The organism is Pelomonas margarita (assembly GCF_043555875.1).
Lineage (GTDB): Bacteria > Pseudomonadota > Gammaproteobacteria > Burkholderiales > Burkholderiaceae_C > Pelomonas > Pelomonas margarita.
Window position 1 is genome coordinate 45,780 of sequence record NZ_JBIGHW010000005.1, and the last position, 15,700, is coordinate 61,479.

At 70.0% G+C, this 15,700-nt stretch carries 13 protein-coding genes and 2 riboswitches; of the genes, 12 read left to right on the forward strand and 1 reads right to left on the reverse strand.

Translation table 11 applies throughout. From position 1 onward, the window contains the following. Positions 1 to 16: 16 nt before the first annotated feature. On the forward strand, positions 17 to 238 hold the full coding sequence (locus ACG0Z3_RS11070) for a hypothetical protein (RefSeq protein ID WP_394397552.1): 222 nt from the start codon (positions 17 to 19) through the stop codon (positions 236 to 238). On the opposite strand, the gene ACG0Z3_RS11075 is transcribed toward ACG0Z3_RS11070, so the two are convergent. Then, positions 217 to 1,191 (reverse strand): helix-turn-helix transcriptional regulator, encoded by a 975-nt coding sequence (locus ACG0Z3_RS11075; RefSeq protein ID WP_394397553.1) that lies wholly within the window; start codon positions 1,189 to 1,191, stop codon positions 217 to 219. The genes ACG0Z3_RS11070 and ACG0Z3_RS11075 overlap by 22 nt on opposite strands. Positions 1,192 to 1,263: 72 nt before the next feature. On the opposite strand from ACG0Z3_RS11075, the gene ACG0Z3_RS11080 reads away from it, so the two are divergent. The 11 genes from ACG0Z3_RS11080 to gcvH all read left to right on the forward strand — a co-directional run bounded on the left by ACG0Z3_RS11080 (position 1,264) and on the right by gcvH (position 15,685). Further along, the gene (locus ACG0Z3_RS11080) at positions 1,264 to 3,267 is read left to right on the forward strand and encodes a TonB-dependent receptor domain-containing protein (protein ID WP_394397554.1); all 2,004 of its coding nucleotides are present in this window, start codon (positions 1,264 to 1,266) and stop codon (positions 3,265 to 3,267) included. After that, the gene (gene fes, locus ACG0Z3_RS11085; RefSeq protein ID WP_394397555.1) at positions 3,267 to 4,847 is read left to right on the forward strand and encodes an enterochelin esterase; all 1,581 of its coding nucleotides are present in this window, start codon (positions 3,267 to 3,269) and stop codon (positions 4,845 to 4,847) included. The genes ACG0Z3_RS11080 and fes overlap by 1 nt, the downstream gene beginning before the upstream one ends. Further along, positions 4,844 to 5,626 carry a siderophore-interacting protein gene (locus ACG0Z3_RS11090; RefSeq protein WP_394397556.1) on the forward strand — a complete coding sequence of 261 codons (783 nt, stop codon included), beginning with the start codon at positions 4,844 to 4,846 and terminating at the stop codon, positions 5,624 to 5,626. The genes fes and ACG0Z3_RS11090 overlap by 4 nt, the downstream gene beginning before the upstream one ends. Beyond that, a complete protein-coding gene (locus ACG0Z3_RS11095) occupies positions 5,610 to 6,725 on the forward strand; it encodes an ABC transporter substrate-binding protein (protein WP_394397557.1) in 1,116 nt (371 codons plus the stop codon). Before ACG0Z3_RS11090 ends, ACG0Z3_RS11095 begins: the two co-directional genes overlap by 17 nt. After that, complete coding sequence (locus ACG0Z3_RS11100) at positions 6,722 to 7,762, forward strand: FecCD family ABC transporter permease (RefSeq protein WP_394397558.1); 1,041 nt, start codon at positions 6,722 to 6,724, stop codon at positions 7,760 to 7,762. Before ACG0Z3_RS11095 ends, ACG0Z3_RS11100 begins: the two co-directional genes overlap by 4 nt. 160 nt (positions 7,763 to 7,922) lie before the next feature. Beyond that, positions 7,923 to 8,687, forward strand: a complete 765-nt coding sequence (locus ACG0Z3_RS11105) for an ABC transporter ATP-binding protein (RefSeq protein ID WP_394397559.1) — start codon at positions 7,923 to 7,925, stop codon at positions 8,685 to 8,687. Between the two features lie 81 nt (positions 8,688 to 8,768). Continuing rightward, on the forward strand, positions 8,769 to 9,635 hold the full coding sequence (locus ACG0Z3_RS11110; RefSeq protein ID WP_394397560.1) for a lysophospholipid acyltransferase family protein: 867 nt from the start codon (positions 8,769 to 8,771) through the stop codon (positions 9,633 to 9,635). Then, on the forward strand, positions 9,628 to 10,545 hold the full coding sequence (locus ACG0Z3_RS11115) for an aspartyl/asparaginyl beta-hydroxylase domain-containing protein (RefSeq protein WP_394397561.1): 918 nt from the start codon (positions 9,628 to 9,630) through the stop codon (positions 10,543 to 10,545). Before ACG0Z3_RS11110 ends, ACG0Z3_RS11115 begins: the two co-directional genes overlap by 8 nt. Before the next feature lie 110 nt (positions 10,546 to 10,655). Then, entirely contained in the window at positions 10,656 to 13,907 is a 3,252-nt protein-coding gene (locus tag ACG0Z3_RS11120; protein ID WP_394397562.1) for an amidohydrolase family protein, read from the forward strand. Between the two features lie 28 nt (positions 13,908 to 13,935). Further along, a riboswitch (glycine riboswitch) is annotated at positions 13,936 to 14,033 on the forward strand. 20 nt (positions 14,034 to 14,053) lie between these two features. Beyond that, a riboswitch (glycine riboswitch) is annotated at positions 14,054 to 14,168 on the forward strand. 27 nt (positions 14,169 to 14,195) lie between these two features. Further along, positions 14,196 to 15,308, forward strand: coding sequence for a glycine cleavage system aminomethyltransferase GcvT (gene gcvT, locus ACG0Z3_RS11125; protein ID WP_394397563.1), 1,113 nt, complete (start codon positions 14,196 to 14,198; stop codon positions 15,306 to 15,308). Positions 15,309 to 15,310: 2 nt separating this feature from the next. Next, positions 15,311 to 15,685, forward strand: a complete 375-nt coding sequence (gcvH, locus tag ACG0Z3_RS11130; protein WP_394397564.1) for a glycine cleavage system protein GcvH — start codon at positions 15,311 to 15,313, stop codon at positions 15,683 to 15,685. Positions 15,686 to 15,700: the final 15 nt, after the last annotated feature.

The following is a 15,700-nucleotide window of genomic DNA, read 5'->3' on the forward strand; positions in this document are numbered from 1 at the left end:
TTGAGCCATGGGATGGATGACAGAACGACGCTGTGCCGCGCTATCCGTGGGCCTGTGCGCCCTGGGCGCCACCGTGCACATCGCGGGTTGGCTGCTGGGTGCGGCGACGCGGGACTTCTTCGTGCTGTGCCTGATCGGCACGCTGTGGGCACAGTCCGCCCGGCACGGCTTGATGATCCAGCGCCTGCTTGCAGGCACACCCGCCGAGACGGTTGATCAGCAGCGCGCGCGCAGCTGACGCGGCGTGCAGCCGAAGCGCCGCTTGAACGCCGTGGCGAAGTTGGCCGCGTCGGCGTAGCCGCCAACGGCGGCCGCTTGGCTCACGCTGACGCCGTCGCGCTCCAGGGCCTGCCGGGCCAGGTCCAGCCGGCGGCCACGGAGATGGGCGAACAGGCTTTCGCCGCAAAAGTCCTTGAAGGCCCGTTGCAGGCTGCTGGGGCTCATGCCGACGCTGCGGGCGATCTCGTCCAGCGGGGCGGCATCGAACTCACCGGCGTCCAGGCGCGCCTGCAATTGACGCAACCGGCGGTGCATGCGCGTGCTCAGCGGGCCCGCCGGCGGCGGCGCACCGGCGATCGCGGCCAGCGCCTCCGCCACGATCTCCGTGACGCGGGCTTCCTGGTACAGGCGCTCGACCAGGCCCGGCTTCGACGGGGCATGCACCACCTGATGTGCCAGGCCGACCGCGCGCGCGGAGGGCTGCCAGTCCAGCCGCGCCAGATGGCTTGCGCAGAAGGCGCGGATGCGCGCCTGCACGGCTGGGTCGTCGGAACCGTACTGCTGCAGCCACTCGGGCAGCAGCGTCAGCACCAGCTTGTGCTCGTCCTGCCCACGGTGCGCCTGGCGGCAATACCCATCGGGTTCGGCCACCGCCACCAGCATGCCGCTCAAGGGCCCGGCCACCTGCGGCCCCAGCCGGAATCGCTCCACGCCCAACGCGAAATCCGAGCGCCCGCCCACGACGACGCCGATCTTCAGGCCGGGCAGGACCGTGCCCCGGGTTTCGCGGTCCTCCACGTCGCGCACTTTCATGCGCTGCACGATCAGCCCCGGGCGGGTCTCGCGCATCTCCACCAGCCCCGTGACGTGGTGATGGCTGCTGGCGCCCGCTGGCGACGGCAGTTGCAGCTTGGCCAGCAGGCTTGGCTGCGGCACAAAGGTTTCTTGCGCGGGCGCAAAGGTGTCTGGCATGGCGTACGGTCAGAATTCTTATTTGCGAATAATTCCCATTTACAGTGTGCCATGTCCAGCAGCCTGCCGTCCTTGAAACCCGTCTTCAAACTCAACCCGCTGAGCCAACTGCTCGCCCTGGCGCTCTGCGGGGCCGCCGGTGCGCAGCCTGTTGAACACAAGCTGCCCGACGTCGTCGTCACCGGCGCCGCCATCGAGAAGCGACTCGAGGACGCGCCGGCCAGCATCGCCGTCGTCACCCGCGCGGACCTGGAGCGCCGCCCGGTGCAGGAACTGGCCGAAGTGCTGGGCGCGGTGCCCGGCGTCACGCTGACGCGCAACGGCAACGGCGTGCCGGGCGTGCAGATCCGCGGCCTGAGCAGCAGCTACACGCTCATCCTCGTCGACGGGCGGCGCGTCAACTCGGGCTCGGCCGTGTTCCGCGGCAACGACTACGACCTGGGCTGGGTGCCGGCCGAGGAGGTCGAGCGCATCGAGGTCGTGCGCGGCCCGATGTCGTCGCTGTACGGCTCTGACGCCATCGGCGGCGTCGTCAACATCATCACGCGCAAGGTCGGCACGCACTGGCGCGGCTCGGTCCGGCTGGACGCCATCCACCAGGAAAACCGCCTGGCTGGCGACAGCCATATCGCCGGCTTCTCGTTCTCCGGCCCGATCATCGACAAACAGCTGGGCCTGAAGATCTACGGCGGCGCCGACAAGCGCGAGGCCGACGACCCGGCACTCAATCCCGCAGCGGCCAACGGCGCGCGCCAGGCCGCCCTGCCGGGCCTGAAGAACCGCTACGTCAGCGGCCAGTTGGCCTGGACGCCCAGCGATCAGCACACCGTGACGCTGGACCTGGACACCAGCCACCGTGACCACGCCGGCTTCAAGCTGGAGCGCAACGCGCTGTCGCTGCGCCACAGCGGCCGCTATGACTTCGGCCGCAGCGACCTGCGCTTCTACAACGACGACACCAAGAACCTGACCGGCACCGTCACCGGCCAGACCAACCCGAACAAATCCAAGACCCAGGTGCTGGACGGCAAGCTCAGCCTGCCGCTGGACCTGCTCGACCAGAACCTCACCATCGGCGGTGAGATCCGCCACGAGGAGCTGTGGGACCCCGCCAACCTCGCCGGCTCACCCGGCAGCCCGGCGCGCACCAGCCCGACGACGACGGTGCGCCAGAAGGCCGTGTTCTTCGAAGACGAGATCAAGCTCGCGCCCGACCTCGCGCTGACCCTCGGCGACCGCTACGACGACCACGAGAACTTCGGCGGCCACCACAGCCCGCGCGTCTACGGCGTCTGGCACCCGGCCAAGGCCTGGACGCTGCGCGCCGGCTGGGCCAAGGCCTTCCGCGCGCCCACGCTGCTGCAGAACAGCCCGGACTGGGGCTCGCCGTCGTGCGGCAGCGCCACGGTCGGCTGCTACATCGTCGGCAGCCGCGAGCTGCAGCCAGAGACCAGCACCAGCAAGGAACTCGGCGCGGCCTTCGACGGCGGCGCCTGGCATGTCGGCCTGACGGTCTACGACACCCAGCTGAAGAACATGCTGGACATCAACAACCGCACGTCCAACAAGACGCTGGCGCCGACGTATGCCAACTTCGTCGGCTTCCTGCCCGACGGCCGGCCCATGTTCCGCTACCAGAACCTGGCCAGCGTCAAGAGCCGCGGCGCCGAGCTGAGCAGCCGCTTCACCGTCAGCCCGACGCTGAGCCTGCGCGCCAACTACACGTACACGGACGCCAAGAACACCAGCGGCGCCATCGCGCTACCGCTGACCTACCGCTCCAAGCACGTGGCCAACCTCGGCGCTGACTGGCAGGCACTGCCGCAACTGGGCCTGAGTCTCTCGGGCCGCTACAACGGCGCGCAGTACATCAGCGTGCCGTCCAACGGCCAGAACCTCGTGCAGGCGCCGGCCTACTCGGTGTTCGACGCCAGCGCCGCGTGGACGGTCAACCCGACCTTCACCGTACGCGCCGGCCTGCTGAACCTGGCCGACAAGACCGTCGACCGCGAGACCAGCAACGAGTTCAACGAAGAGGGTCGGCGCCTCTACGTGTCGGCCACGGCGCGCTTCTGATGCGGGCGCTGCTGACGACGCTGCTGCTCGCCACGGCCCTGCCGCTGGCGGCGCAGGAGCTGCGCGTGCCCGCCCAGGCCGGCGACTACATCGTGGGCAGCGTCACGCTGCCCGACGCCGGCGTGCTGGAACTGCGCTCGCCCGACGGCCGGCTGCTGCGCCGCCAGGCCGCGCCGGCCGGCGAGTCGGACTTCCGCTTCGTTGCGAGCCAGGCCGGCGCCTACCGCGCCACGCTCGCTAGCCCGCAGCCGGCGGGCCGCCTGGCACTCGTCGAGCAGCGCCCGCTGGCCGAGCAGCAGCCCGAGGTGCCGCCGCCCGAGGCCGCGCTGCCAAGCCCGCGGCTGCAAGCGCTGGCCAGCGAGCACGGCGCCGGCACGCCGGCCTTCTGGGCCGCCGTCAAGGCGCTGGGCACGCCCATCGTCGAGCCCGTCGACGACAGCAAGACCGCGTACCGCGTGACCTTCCTGTGGCGCGGCGACGCGGCCACGCGCAGCGTGCGCCTGTTCTGGCCCGTGCGCCAGGGCGACCAGGAGCGCTTCGCCCGCGTGGCCGGCACCGACGTCTGGCACTACAGCCTGCGCCTGCCCAACGGCACACGGCTGGCCTACCAACTCGCGCCCGACGTTCCGCAACTGAAGGGCGCCGCGCGCCAGCCGCAGCGCCGCGCCATCCTGGCGCGCGTGCAGGCGGACCCGCTGAACCCGCAGCGCTGGAGCGCCGGCACGCCCGCGCTTGCCGGCTTCGACAACCGGCTGGGCGAGCACTCCGTGCTGGCGCTGCCCGGCGCGCCCGACGAGCCGTGGCTGGCCGAGCGCGCCGACGTGCCGCGCGGCACCGTCGAGCATGTGCGCTTCGCCAGCACGCAGCTGGGCAACGAGCGCCGGCTGACGGTCTACACGCCGGCCCACAAGTCCGCGGGCCTGCTGCCGCTGCTGGTGCTGTTCGACGAGGACGCCTACCTGACGCGCGTGCCCACGCTCACCATCCTGGACAACCTCATCGCCGCCGGCCGCATCCCGCCGCTGGTGGCCGTGCTGGTGGGCAACCCGACGCGCGACTCGCGCTCCGTTGAGCTGCCCTGCAACCCGCGCTTCGCCGACATGATGGCCACCGAGCTGCTGCCGTGGCTGGCGAAGCGCTGGCCCGTCACGGCCGACCCGGCGCAGACCGTCGTCGCTGGCTCCAGCTACGGCGGCCTCGCGTCGGCATGGCTGGCGCTGCGCCACCCGCAGCGCTTCGGCCGTGTGCTGAGCCTGTCGGGCTCGTTCTGGTGGGCACCGGCCCGACCGCCGGGCTTCATCGCCGGCGGGCTGGACGACACCGCCGAAGGCGAGTGGCTGACGCACCAGTTCGTCGGCGCGCCGCGCACCGACACGGTGTTCTACCTGGCCCCGGGCCTGCTGGAGCGCAGCGCGCCGTCCGACGGCCCGGGCATCCTGGAGACCAACCGCCACTTGCGCGATGTGCTGCGCGCGCGCGGCCACCGCGTGCTGTACCGCGAGTTCGCCGGCGGGCATGACTACGTGAACTGGCGCAGCGAACTGGCCGAGGGCCTGATCGCCTTGATGGGGCGGCCATGAGCAGCCGCCTCGTCTACCACCCGCTGCGCGCCCGCCTGCTGCAGGTGCTGCGCGTGGACGAACTCTCGCCACGCCTGCGCCGCATCACGCTGACAGGCCCAGGACTGGAGGACTTCACCAGCCCGGCGCCTGACGACCATGTCCGGCTGATCTTCCCGGCCGCTGGCGCGTCCCAGCCCATGCTGCCGACATTCGGCGCCCAGGGCGCCAGCTTTCCCGAGGGCCAAAGGCCGATCGCCCGGGACTACACGCCCCGTGCCTTCGACAAGCAGCGGCAGACGCTGACGCTGGATTTCGTGTTGCACGGCGACGGCCAGGCATCCGCCTGGGCGGCGCAGGCGCGGCCCGGCGACACCATCGCCGTCGCCGGGCCGCGCGCATCGCGCATCCTCGCCCCACACGCGCACAACCACTGGCTTCTGCTGGGTGACGAGACCGCGCTGCCCGCCATCGCCCGCTGGCTGGAATGGATTCCGCCAACACACCAGGTGACCGTGCGCGTGGAAATCGAAACCGCCGCAGAGTGCATCCCGCTGCCGGCCCATGACGGCCTCGACCTGGGCTGGGTGCAACGACGCGCGCCGGCCCAGGGCTGTGCGTTGCTGGCCCACATCACCGCGCTGGCGCTGCGGCCCGGCTACGCCTGGATCGCCTGCGAGTCCGCTCAGATGCGCGACCTCCGCCAGCACCTGCTGACCGAACGCGGCTGGCCGCGCGAACACCTCTACGCCGCGGGCTACTGGAAGCGCGGCACTGCCGACCATGACGATGAACACTGACCTCACCCGCCGCCAACTGGTCCTGGCTACCCTGATGGCACCGGCCCTGGCCAGCGCCAGGACCGTCACCGACCTCGCCGGCCGCCAGGTCGAGCTGCCTCGCAAGGTCGAGCGCATCGTCCTGGGCGAGGGCCGACAGCTCTACACGCTGGCGCTGCTGGAAGACCCGCCGCTGGCCCGCGTCGTGGGCTGGCAGGGCGACATGGCCAGCTTCGACCCCCAGACCTACCAGCAGTACCGGGCCCGGCACCCGCAGATCGACGGCATCGCCAAGATTGGCGCCACGAGCGAAGCCAGCGTCAGCCCCGAGAAGGTGCTGTCGCTGCGGCCCGACCTGGCCATTTTCAGCCTCAGCGGCCACGGGCCAGGCCGCCGCAACCCGCTGGTGGAGCAGTTGCAGAAGATCGGCGTGCCGGTGATCTTCATCGACTTCCGCGAGCACCCGCTGGCCAACACGATTCCCAGCCTGCGGGTGCTGGGCCAGGCGCTGGGGAGGGAGGCACGTGCCGAGAAGTTCATCGCCTTCTACGAGGCGCAGACACGTCGCGTCACCGAACTCACTGCAGGCATCCCCGTCAGCCAGCGCCCGCGTGTGCTGCTGGATGCGCGCGCCGGAGATATCGGTGGCGTGCTGACGGCCGGCAAGGGCAGCTTCGGCGAACTGATCGAGCTGGCGGGCGGCGTCAACGTCGGCAACGACCTCATCCCGTCGCCGCTGGGAGAAGCCAGCCTGGAGGCGGTCATGGCGTCCAAGCCCGATGTCTATATCGCCACCGGGTACCAGCATCCCGGCGCCACCGCACCGGGCCTGCGCATGGGCGCCCAGGTCGGCGAGCTGCTGGCGCGCGACAGCCTGCTGACCGTGGCCCGGCGCCGCCCCGAGATCGCCGCGCTGCCGGCCGTGCGCACGGGCCGCGTGCACGGCGTGTGGCACCACTTCTACAACACGCCCTACCACGTCGTCATGCTGCAGGCGACGGCCCGCTGGCTGCACCCGCAGCGGCTGGCCGCCGTCGACCCGCACGAGGCCTGGCGAACGCTGCACCGCGACTTCCTGGGCCTGGCGCCCAGCGGCAGCTACTGGATCTCGGCCACATGAGCGTGGACATGGGCATGGGACAGGCCTACGCCGGCCTGTTGCGCCGCCGCCTGGGGTTGATCGTCATGATCGCGCTGGCCATCGTCGCCAGCTTCGCCTGGGACTTCACGACCGGCCCGGCGGGCCTTGCGCCGGCGCGGCTGCTGGAGCTGCTGCTCGCGCCGCTGAACGATGCGGCGCACTTGGACGCGGACCGCGTCATCGTCTGGGACATCCGGCTGCCGCAGGCGCTGATGGCGGTCCTCGTCGGCGCCGCTTTAGGCCTGGCCGGCGCGGAGATGCAGACCGTGCTGGACAACCCGCTGGCCAGCCCGTTCACGCTGGGCCTGTCGGAGGCCGCCGCCTTCGGTGCGGCGCTGGCCATCGTGCTGGGCGCGGCCAGCGGCTGGATGGTCGCGGGCGCGGCCTTCGGCTTCGCGCTGCTGGCGGCGCTGCTGCTGGACCTCGTCGCGCGCCGGCTGGCGATGAACGCCAGTGGCGTCGTGCTGTTCGGCATCGCGCTGGTGTTCAGCTTCAACGCGCTGCTGTGGCTGCTGCAGTACCTGGCCTCGCCGGAGACGCTGCAGGCCATCGTGTTCTGGATCATGGGCAGCCTGGTGCGCGCCAACTGGCCCATGCTGGGTGGCCTGGCCGCGGTGCTGGCGCTGTGCCTGCCGCTGGCGCTGCGCGACGCGTGGAAGCTCACTGCGCTGCGGCTGGGCGAGGACCGCGCCGCCAGCCTGGGCATCGACGTGGCCAGGCTGCGCCGCGCCAGCCTGCTGCGCGTGGCGCTGCTGGCCGGCACGGCGGTGTCGTGCGTGGGCACCATCGGCTTCATCGGCCTGGTGGCGCCGCACATCGCCCGGCGCCTGTGCGGGGAGGACCACCGCTTCTACCTGCCTGCCAGCGGCCTGATCGGGGCACTGGTGCTGTCGGGCGCCGCCATCTCGGCCAAGCAGATCCTGCCCGGCGCCTCGCTGCCGGTGGGCGTCGTCACGGCGCTGGTGGGCGTGCCGTTCTTCCTGGCCATCGTGCTGCGCCGCGGAGGTTTGTCGTGACAGCGCCCCTCGCCCAATCTCGCCCCGCTGGACGCGGGCGCGCCCGGTCGGTCCCCCGAGGGGACGGCGATGCTCGCGGCGTTGAGCCACGAGCACATCGCCATGCCGGGCCGGCTTGGGGCGGTCCGGCGCTCAGCCCGCAATGCAACGGGACGCTGAAATGAGCCTCGAAGTCGTCGACCTGAGCGCCGGCTACCCCGGCAAACGCGTGCTGCACAGCCTGACGCTGCCGCGCCTGGCGGGCGGCAGCCTGACCGCACTGCTGGGCCCCAACGGCAGCGGCAAGTCCACGCTGCTGAAGGCGCTGGCCGGCCTGCTGCCCGCTGAAGGCGGCATACGACTGGACGGCACCGAGCTGCGCGGCCTGCCGCTGGCGCAGCGCATAGCGCGCATCGCCTACCTGCCTCAGTCGCTGCCGCGCGGCGTGCACCTGCGTGTGCTGGAGGCCGTGCTGGCGTCGCTGCGCGCCGGCGGCAGCCGCCGCCCGGATGACCTGGCCCGCGCCGAGGCCGTGCTGGCGCGGCTGGGCTGCGAGGCGTTGGCGCTGCAGCACCTGGACGCGTTGTCGGGCGGCCAGCGCCAGTTGGTCGGCCTGGCCCAGGCGCTGGTCCGCGAACCGCGCGTGCTGCTGCTGGACGAGCCGCTGTCGGCGCTGGACCTGCGGCACCAGCTGCGCACCATGCTGCTGCTGGCCGACCTCGCCGTCGAGCGGGACATGGCCGCCGTCATCGTGCTGCATGACCTCAACGTCGCGCTGCGCCACTGCACCGGCGCCGTGCTGCTGCATGACGGCTGTGTCGCTGCCGCCGGCCGCCCGGTTCAGGCGCTCACGCCGGCGACGCTGGCCCGAGTCTATGGCGTGCAGGCCCGCGTGGAGGCCTGCACGCTAGGGCATTTCCAGGTGCTCGTAGACAGGGAAACCTGAGTGCCGCGTACGATGCCGCCCCTGGAACAAGGGGTCGTTGTCGATGGCAAGCAGGTGGTTGGGCGGGAGTGATGCATGGGCGTGAAGCTGCTCGTTGGCCTGGTGTGGCTGCTGAGCTGGCTGCCGTTTCGGGCCATCTCGGCATTGGGCTGGCTGATCGGCAGCTTGATCCACGCGCTGCCGTCCTCACGACGGCGCATCGGCCGCGTGAACCTGCGGCTGTGCCTGCCCGACATGCCGGCCGCGGAGCGCGAGCGCCTGCTGCACCGGCACTTCGTGGCCATGGTGCAGATGCTGCTGGAGTACGGCTACTGCTGGTTTGCTTCGCCCGAGCGGCTCAAGCGCCTGATGCCCATCGAGGGGCTGGAGCACCTGCGCGCGCTGGACGGCCGCAATGTCATTCTGATGATGCCTCACTTCACCGGGCTGGACCTGGCCGGCCTGCGCATCTCGCTGGAGACCCACGTGGTGAGCATCTACTCGGTGCAGAAGAACCCGTGGCTGGACGCCTTCTTTCGCGCCAAGCGCATGCGCTTCGGCACCGGCACCATCTTCTCGCGCCAGCAAGGCACGCGGCCCACGCTGCGCGCGCTGAAGGACGGCGGGCGGCTGTATTACCTGCCGGACCAGGACTTCGGCGCCCGCGACTCCGTGTTCGTGCCCTTCTTCGGCGTGCCGGCCGCCACCATCACCGGCGTGTCGCGCATGGCCAGCATGGCGGACGCCGTGGTGCTGCCCTGCTACCCGCGCCGCGAGGCGGGCGGCTACACGCTGGTCATCGAGCCGCCGCTGCAGGACTTCCCCACGCGCGACCTCACGGCCGACGCTGCCCGCATGAACGCCGTCATCGAGGCACAGGCGCGTCGACAATTGCACCAGTACTTCTGGCTCCACAAGCGTTTCAAGTCCCGCCCGCCCGGCGAGCCGGACTTCTATGCCCATGACTGACATTCCCTACTTCAAGATCGCCGTCGTGGCGGTGTTCGTCGCGAGCACCGTCTACGTGCACTTCCGTGGCCGCGTGCGCCTGAAGTTCTTCCGCCAGCTGACGGACCACTCCACGTTCATGGCGCCGATCAACTGCTTCATGTACCTGTTTTCGAAGCTGCCGGCAAAGCCCTACCTGCCGGTGTCGGGCTTCCCGGAGCTGCAGCTGCTGCAGGACCACTGGCAGGACATTCGCGCCGAGGCCTACAAGCTGGCTGCGGCCGGCGAGATCAAGAAAAGCGACAAGTACAACGACGCAGGCTTCAACAGCTTCTTCAAGACCGGCTGGACGCGCTTTCACCTGAAGTGGTACGGCGACGCCCACGCCTCGGCCAAGACGCTGTGCCCGGTGACGACCGAGCTGCTGCAGCGCATTCCGACGGTGAAGGCCGCGATGTTCGCCGCACTCCCGCCGGGCGGGCGCCTGGTGACGCACCGCGACCCCTTCGCCGGCTCGGTGCGCTACCACCTGGGCCTGGTCACGCCCAATGCGGACAGTTGCTACATCTCGGTGGACGGTGAGCGCTACGCCTGGCGCGACGGCGAAGGCGTCATCTTCGACGAGACCTACCTGCACTACGCCGAAAACCAGTCGGACCAGATGCGCATCATCCTGTTCTGCGACGTCGAGCGGCCGCTGAACAACCCGCTGGCCCGCTGGGTCAACCGCTTCATCAGCCACACGCTGATCCGCGCGGCCTCGGCCCCCAACGCCGACACCGACAAGACCGGCGGCATCAACAAGGCCTTCGCCTACGTGCAGCAGGTGCGCCTGTTCGGCAAGCGCATCAAGGCGCGCAGCCGCTTCGCCTACTACGCCATCCAGTGGGTGCTGTTCGGTGGCCTGCTGCTGTGGTGGCTGTGGCCCTGAGCGACACCGCGGCACCCCGCTGACGCCCGGGCAAACCCGCCCGTGACGAACGGGCCGGCAAGCCTGGCTTCGCTAGCATCGAAGGTTTTGGTCACCCCCAAACCCTCACCATGCTCCGTCCGTCCGCCGCCCCTGCCCTGCTGCTGGCCGCCGCCCTGGCCGCCAACGCGCAGGACGCCGCCAAGCCCGCGTCTGCCGCCTGGAACGTCAACGCGCCGCCCGGTGCGGCCAAGACGGCAAGCATCGATACCCGCACCGGCACGTGGATGAGCGTGGACGTCAGCCCCGACGGCAAGACGCTCGTCTTCGACCTGCTGGGCGATCTCTACACACTGCCCATCACCGGCGGCGAGGCCCGGCCGCTGACGCATTCCATGGCCTGGGAACAGCAGGCCCGTTTCTCGCCCGATGGCAAGCAGATCGCCTTCCTGAGCGATGCCGGCGGCGGCGACAACCTGTGGCTGATGAACGCTGATGGCAGCGGCGCCCGCGCGGTCACCAAGGAAGACTTCCGCCTGCTGAACAACCCGGTCTGGCACCCGGACGGCAAGTACCTGCTCGCCCGAAAGCACTACACCGGCACGCGCAGCGCCGGCTCGGGCGAGATCTGGCTGTACCACGTCGACGCCGAGGCAGCCAAGAACAAGGGCGTGCAGCTCAACGAGAAGCCCAACTGGCAGAAAGACCTGGGCGAACCCGCCGTCTCGCCGGACGGCAAGTACCTGTACTACTCGCAGGACACGACGCCGGGCCGCACGTTCGAGTACAACAAGAACAGCAACGGCGAGATCTACAAGATCTTCCGCCAAGACCTCAGGGACGGCTCGGTAGAGGCCTTCGTGCAGGGGCCCGGCGGCGCGGTGCGACCCACGCCGTCGCCGGACGGCAAGTACCTCGCCTTCGTCCGCCGCGTGCGCAACCAGAGCACGCTGTTCCTGAAGGACCTGGCCACGGGCCGTGAGTTCCCGGCCTGGAGCGGCCTGTCGCGCGACCTGCAGGAAAGCTGGGCCATGTGGGGCGTGTACCCCAGCTTCGCCTGGCTGCCGAGCAGCCAGGAGATCGTCGTCTGGGCCGAGGGCCGCATCTGGCGCGTGGACCCGTTCAAGGGCACGGCCGCCGACATCCCCTTCCACGTCAAGCACACCCGCGAGCTGCGCGAGCCGCTGCGCTTTGCGCATGAGGTGGCGCCGGAGCGCTTCGCCGTGCGCCAACTGCGCGGCGCTCAGGTGTCGCCGGACGGCAAGCGCGTGGTCTACGCCGCGCTGGGCGCGCTCTACCTGAAGGACCTACCGAACGGCGAACCGCGCCGGCTGACGCGCCAGACCGAGGCCTTCGAACTGGCGCCTCACTGGTCGCGGGATGGCAAGTCCCTGGTCTACGCCACCTGGCGCGACGACACGCAGGGCAGCATCCGCCGGCGGGAGCTGGACTCGGGCAAGGAGACCGTGCTGGTCAAGGCACCTGGCAAGTACCTGGAGCCGCGCCTGTCGCCGGACGGCCGCCGGCTGGTGTACCGCAAGGTGCGCGGCGGCGCGCTGACCAGCCCCTGGCATGGCCTGGACACCGGCATCTACGTCGCGGCCGCCGACGGCTCGGGCAAGGCCGAGCGCATCAGCAAGGACGGCAGCGGCGCCCACTTCGGCGCCCGCAGCGACGAGCTGTTCTTCACCCGCGTCAGCAGCACCAGCGAGGTCGACCAGCGGTTCTCGCTGCTGCGCATGGACCTGCAGGACCGCAGCGAGACCGAGGTGGTGCGCAGCGATTTCGCATCCGAGTACAGCGTCTCGCCCGATGGGCAGTGGCTGGGCTTCGTGGAGCGCTTCCATGCCTATGTCGTGCCGCTGCCGTCGGTGCAGGGGCAGGCAGGCAAGGTGATCACCGTGGGCGGCAAGATGGACGCGCTGCCCGTGCGGCAGTTGGACGTCAATGCCGGCTACGCTTTGCACTGGAGCGGCGACGCGCGGCGCGTGCACTTCACGCTGGGCGAGGAGCTGTTCACCGCCAGCACCACCGGCAAGGACAAGGCCACCGCACAGAAGATCGGTTTCCAGCAGACCAGCGACAAGCCCGCCGGCAAGATCGCGCTGACCGGCGCGCGCATCGTGACGATGAAGGGCGACGAAGTCATTGAAGGCGGCACCGTGCTGGTGGACGGCAACCGCATCGTCGCCGTCGGCAAGGACGTGGCAATTCCGGCGGAAGCCCGCCGCATCGATGCCAGCGGCAAGACCATCGTGCCGGGCTTCATCGACGGCCACTGGCACGGCGCGATGAACGACGCCGGGCTGATCCCGCAGCAGAGCTGGGTCAACCTCGCCTCGCTGGCCTTTGGCGTCACGACGCTGCACGACCCCAGCAACCTCAACGCGGCCGTCTTCACGCAAGCCGAGATGCAGCGTGCCGGCGTTGTCGTGGGCCCGCGCATCTACTCGACAGGCAGCATCCTGTACGGCGCCCGCACGCCCATCACGGCCACGGTCGCCAACCTGGACGACGCCCTCACCCACCTGAATCGCCAGAAGGCCGAAGGCGCCATCAGCGTGAAGAGCTACCAGCAGCCGCGCCGCGACCAGCGCCAGCAGGTGCTGGAGGCTGGCCGGCAGACCGGCGTGATGGTGGTGCCCGAGGGCGGCGCGCTGTTCCAGAACAACATGACCATGGTGATCGACGGCCACACCACAGTCGAGCACGCGCTGCCGATCGCCGAGGTGTGGGACGACGTCAAACAGCTGTGGGGCCAGAACGGCGTGGGCTACAACCCGACGCTGAACGTGGGCTATGGCGGCCTGGACGGTGAGCATTACTGGTACGCCCGGACTGAGGTCTGGAAGCACCCGCTGCTGACCCGCTACGTGCCGAAGGCCGTGCTGGAGCCGCGCGCCATCCGCCGCGAGACCGCGCCCGAGGAAGACTTCAACATCCTCAAGGTCGCCCGCACCGCCAACGACCTGGCCAAGGCCGGCGTCAACGTGATGATCGGCGCGCACGGCCAGCGCGAGGGCCTGGGCGCGCACTGGGAGATGTGGATGCTGGCGCTGGGGGGCATGAAGCCGCACGAAGCGCTGCGCGCCGCGACCCTCAATCCAGCGCGCAACTTCGGGCTGGACAAGGATCTCGGCTCGCTGGAACCCGGCAAGCTGGCCGATCTCGTCATCATCGACGGTAACCCGCTGGCCGACATCCGGCAGAGCGACCGCGTTGTGCAGGTCATGCAGAACGGCCGGCTGTTCGATGCGCTGACGATGAACCAGATCGCGCCCGTGGCCAAACCTCGCAAGCCGCTGTTCTTCGAGGGCGCCGCTGCTGTGGGCATGCCCATCGACGCCGAAGGCCTGGAAGCCACGCACGGTCACGGCCACTGATGCCAAGCGCTGCGGTAGGCGGCTAGAATCCCGCCCGTCAGGAGAGCGTCCCGGTGCAGTTGGGGATCGCCGAAGGCGCAGGGTCACGCGATTCGAACGCTCAGGCAAAAGGACTGACAAACGCCCCGCAGTGCTCGACACTGCCGGCGTTCCTCACTGGAGAGAGGCGGGCCCGCGAGCTCGTCCACCGAAGGGGCAAGCGAGCGCGGGACAGGCCACCCGCTCGTCAATCTCTCAGGTACCCCGGACAGCGAGGACATCCAAACCCGAATTCCGTCGGAGCTTCTGATGTCCTCTTTGCTGCAAACACCGCTTCACGCCCTGCACGTCGAACTCGGCGCCAAGATGGTGCCCTTCGCCGGCTACGACATGCCGGTGCAGTACCCCACCGGCGTGATGGCCGAGCACAAGCACACGCGCGCGGCCGCCGGCCTGTTCGACGTATCCCACATGGGCCAGGTGCGCCTCGTGGGCGCCGACGCTGCCGCGGCGCTTGAAACGCTGGTGCCCGTCGACATCATCGACCTGGGCGTTTTCAAGCAGCGCTACGCGCTGTTCACGAACGACCAGGGCGGCCTGCTAGACGACCTGATGGTCTGCAAGCGGCCGGACGACCTGTTCGTCGTGGTGAATGCCGGCTGCAAGGACCAGGACATCGCCCACATGCAAAAGCATCTGGCCGGTCGCTGCGAGGTCATCCCCGTGCCCGAGCGCGCGCTGCTGGCGCTGCAAGGCCCCGAGGCCGTGACGGTGCTGTCGCGCCTGAACCCCGACGTCGCCAAGCTGACCTTCATGACCGGCAGGTTCTTCACGCTGGACGGCATTGACACCTTCCTGACCCGCTCCGGCTACACCGGCGAAGACGGCTACGAGATCTCCGTCCACGAGGATGACGCCGTGGCGCTGGCGCGCAAGCTGCTTGCGCATGCCGAGGTCAAGCCGATTGGTCTCGGCGCGCGCGATTCGCTGCGCCTGGAAGCTGGCCTGTGCCTGTACGGCCACGACATCAACGAGACGACCACGCCGGTCGAAGCGTCCATCACCTGGGCCATCCAGAAGGTGCGCCGCGCCGGTGGCGCCCGTGCCGGTGGCTATCCTGGCGCGGCGTGCATCGACGAGCAGTTGGCCAATGGTGCAGCGCGCAAGCGTGTGGGCCTGGTCGGCAAGGAGCGCATGCCTGTGCGCGAGGGCGCCAAGATCGTCGCTGCCGACGGCACCGAGATCGGCGTCGTCACCAGCGGCACGCTGGGCCCCACGGTCAACCAGCCGGTCGCCCTCGCCTACCTGGCGAAGGAGCACACCGCTGTCGGCACCGAAGTCTTCGCCATCGTGCGCGACAAGCGCACGCCGATGGTGGTCTCTTCCACCCCCTTCACCCCCAACCGCTACTACCGAGGTTAAGCATGTCCATCAAGTACACCCCCGACCACGAATGGCTGGAAGTCCACGGTGACGGCACCGCGACGGTCGGCATCACCGTGCACGCGCAGGACGCGCTGGGCGACGTGGTCTTCGTGGACCTGCCCGAAGTGGGCAAGACCTACGCCGAGAAGGAAGTCGCCGGCGTCGTCGAATCCGTCAAGGCCGCGGCCGACGTCTACATGCCCGTCGACGGCGAGATCACCGAGGTCAACGAAGCCCTGCGCGACGACCCGGCGCTCGCCAACTCCGACCCGCTCAAGGCCGGCTGGTTCTTCAAGGTCAAGCTGAGCAATCCCGCCCAGCTCGACGCGCTGATGGACTCGACCGCCTACGACGCCCTGCTCAAGACCCTGTAAATCTCCGAAGTGCCC

Bases quoted from the DNA above. Each gene is read 5' to 3' on its own strand.
- ACG0Z3_RS11070 (WP_394397552.1), top strand. From the start codon at position 17: ATGACAGAACGACGCTGTGCCGCGCTATCCGTGGGCCTGTGCGCCCTG.
- ACG0Z3_RS11075 (WP_394397553.1), bottom strand. From the start codon at position 1,191: ATGCCAGACACCTTTGCGCCCGCGCAAGAAACCTTTGTGCCGCAGCCA.
- fes (WP_394397555.1), top strand. From the start codon at position 3,267: ATGCGGGCGCTGCTGACGACGCTGCTGCTCGCCACGGCCCTGCCGCTG.
- ACG0Z3_RS11090 (WP_394397556.1), top strand. From the start codon at position 4,844: ATGAGCAGCCGCCTCGTCTACCACCCGCTGCGCGCCCGCCTGCTGCAG.
- ACG0Z3_RS11095 (WP_394397557.1), top strand. From the start codon at position 5,610: ATGACGATGAACACTGACCTCACCCGCCGCCAACTGGTCCTGGCTACC.
- ACG0Z3_RS11100 (WP_394397558.1), top strand. From the start codon at position 6,722: ATGAGCGTGGACATGGGCATGGGACAGGCCTACGCCGGCCTGTTGCGC.
- ACG0Z3_RS11105 (WP_394397559.1), top strand. From the start codon at position 7,923: ATGAGCCTCGAAGTCGTCGACCTGAGCGCCGGCTACCCCGGCAAACGC.
- ACG0Z3_RS11115 (WP_394397561.1), top strand. From the start codon at position 9,628: ATGACTGACATTCCCTACTTCAAGATCGCCGTCGTGGCGGTGTTCGTC.
- ACG0Z3_RS11120 (WP_394397562.1), top strand. From the start codon at position 10,656: ATGCTCCGTCCGTCCGCCGCCCCTGCCCTGCTGCTGGCCGCCGCCCTG.
- gcvT (WP_394397563.1), top strand. From the start codon at position 14,196: ATGTCCTCTTTGCTGCAAACACCGCTTCACGCCCTGCACGTCGAACTC.
- gcvH (WP_394397564.1), top strand. From the start codon at position 15,311: ATGTCCATCAAGTACACCCCCGACCACGAATGGCTGGAAGTCCACGGT.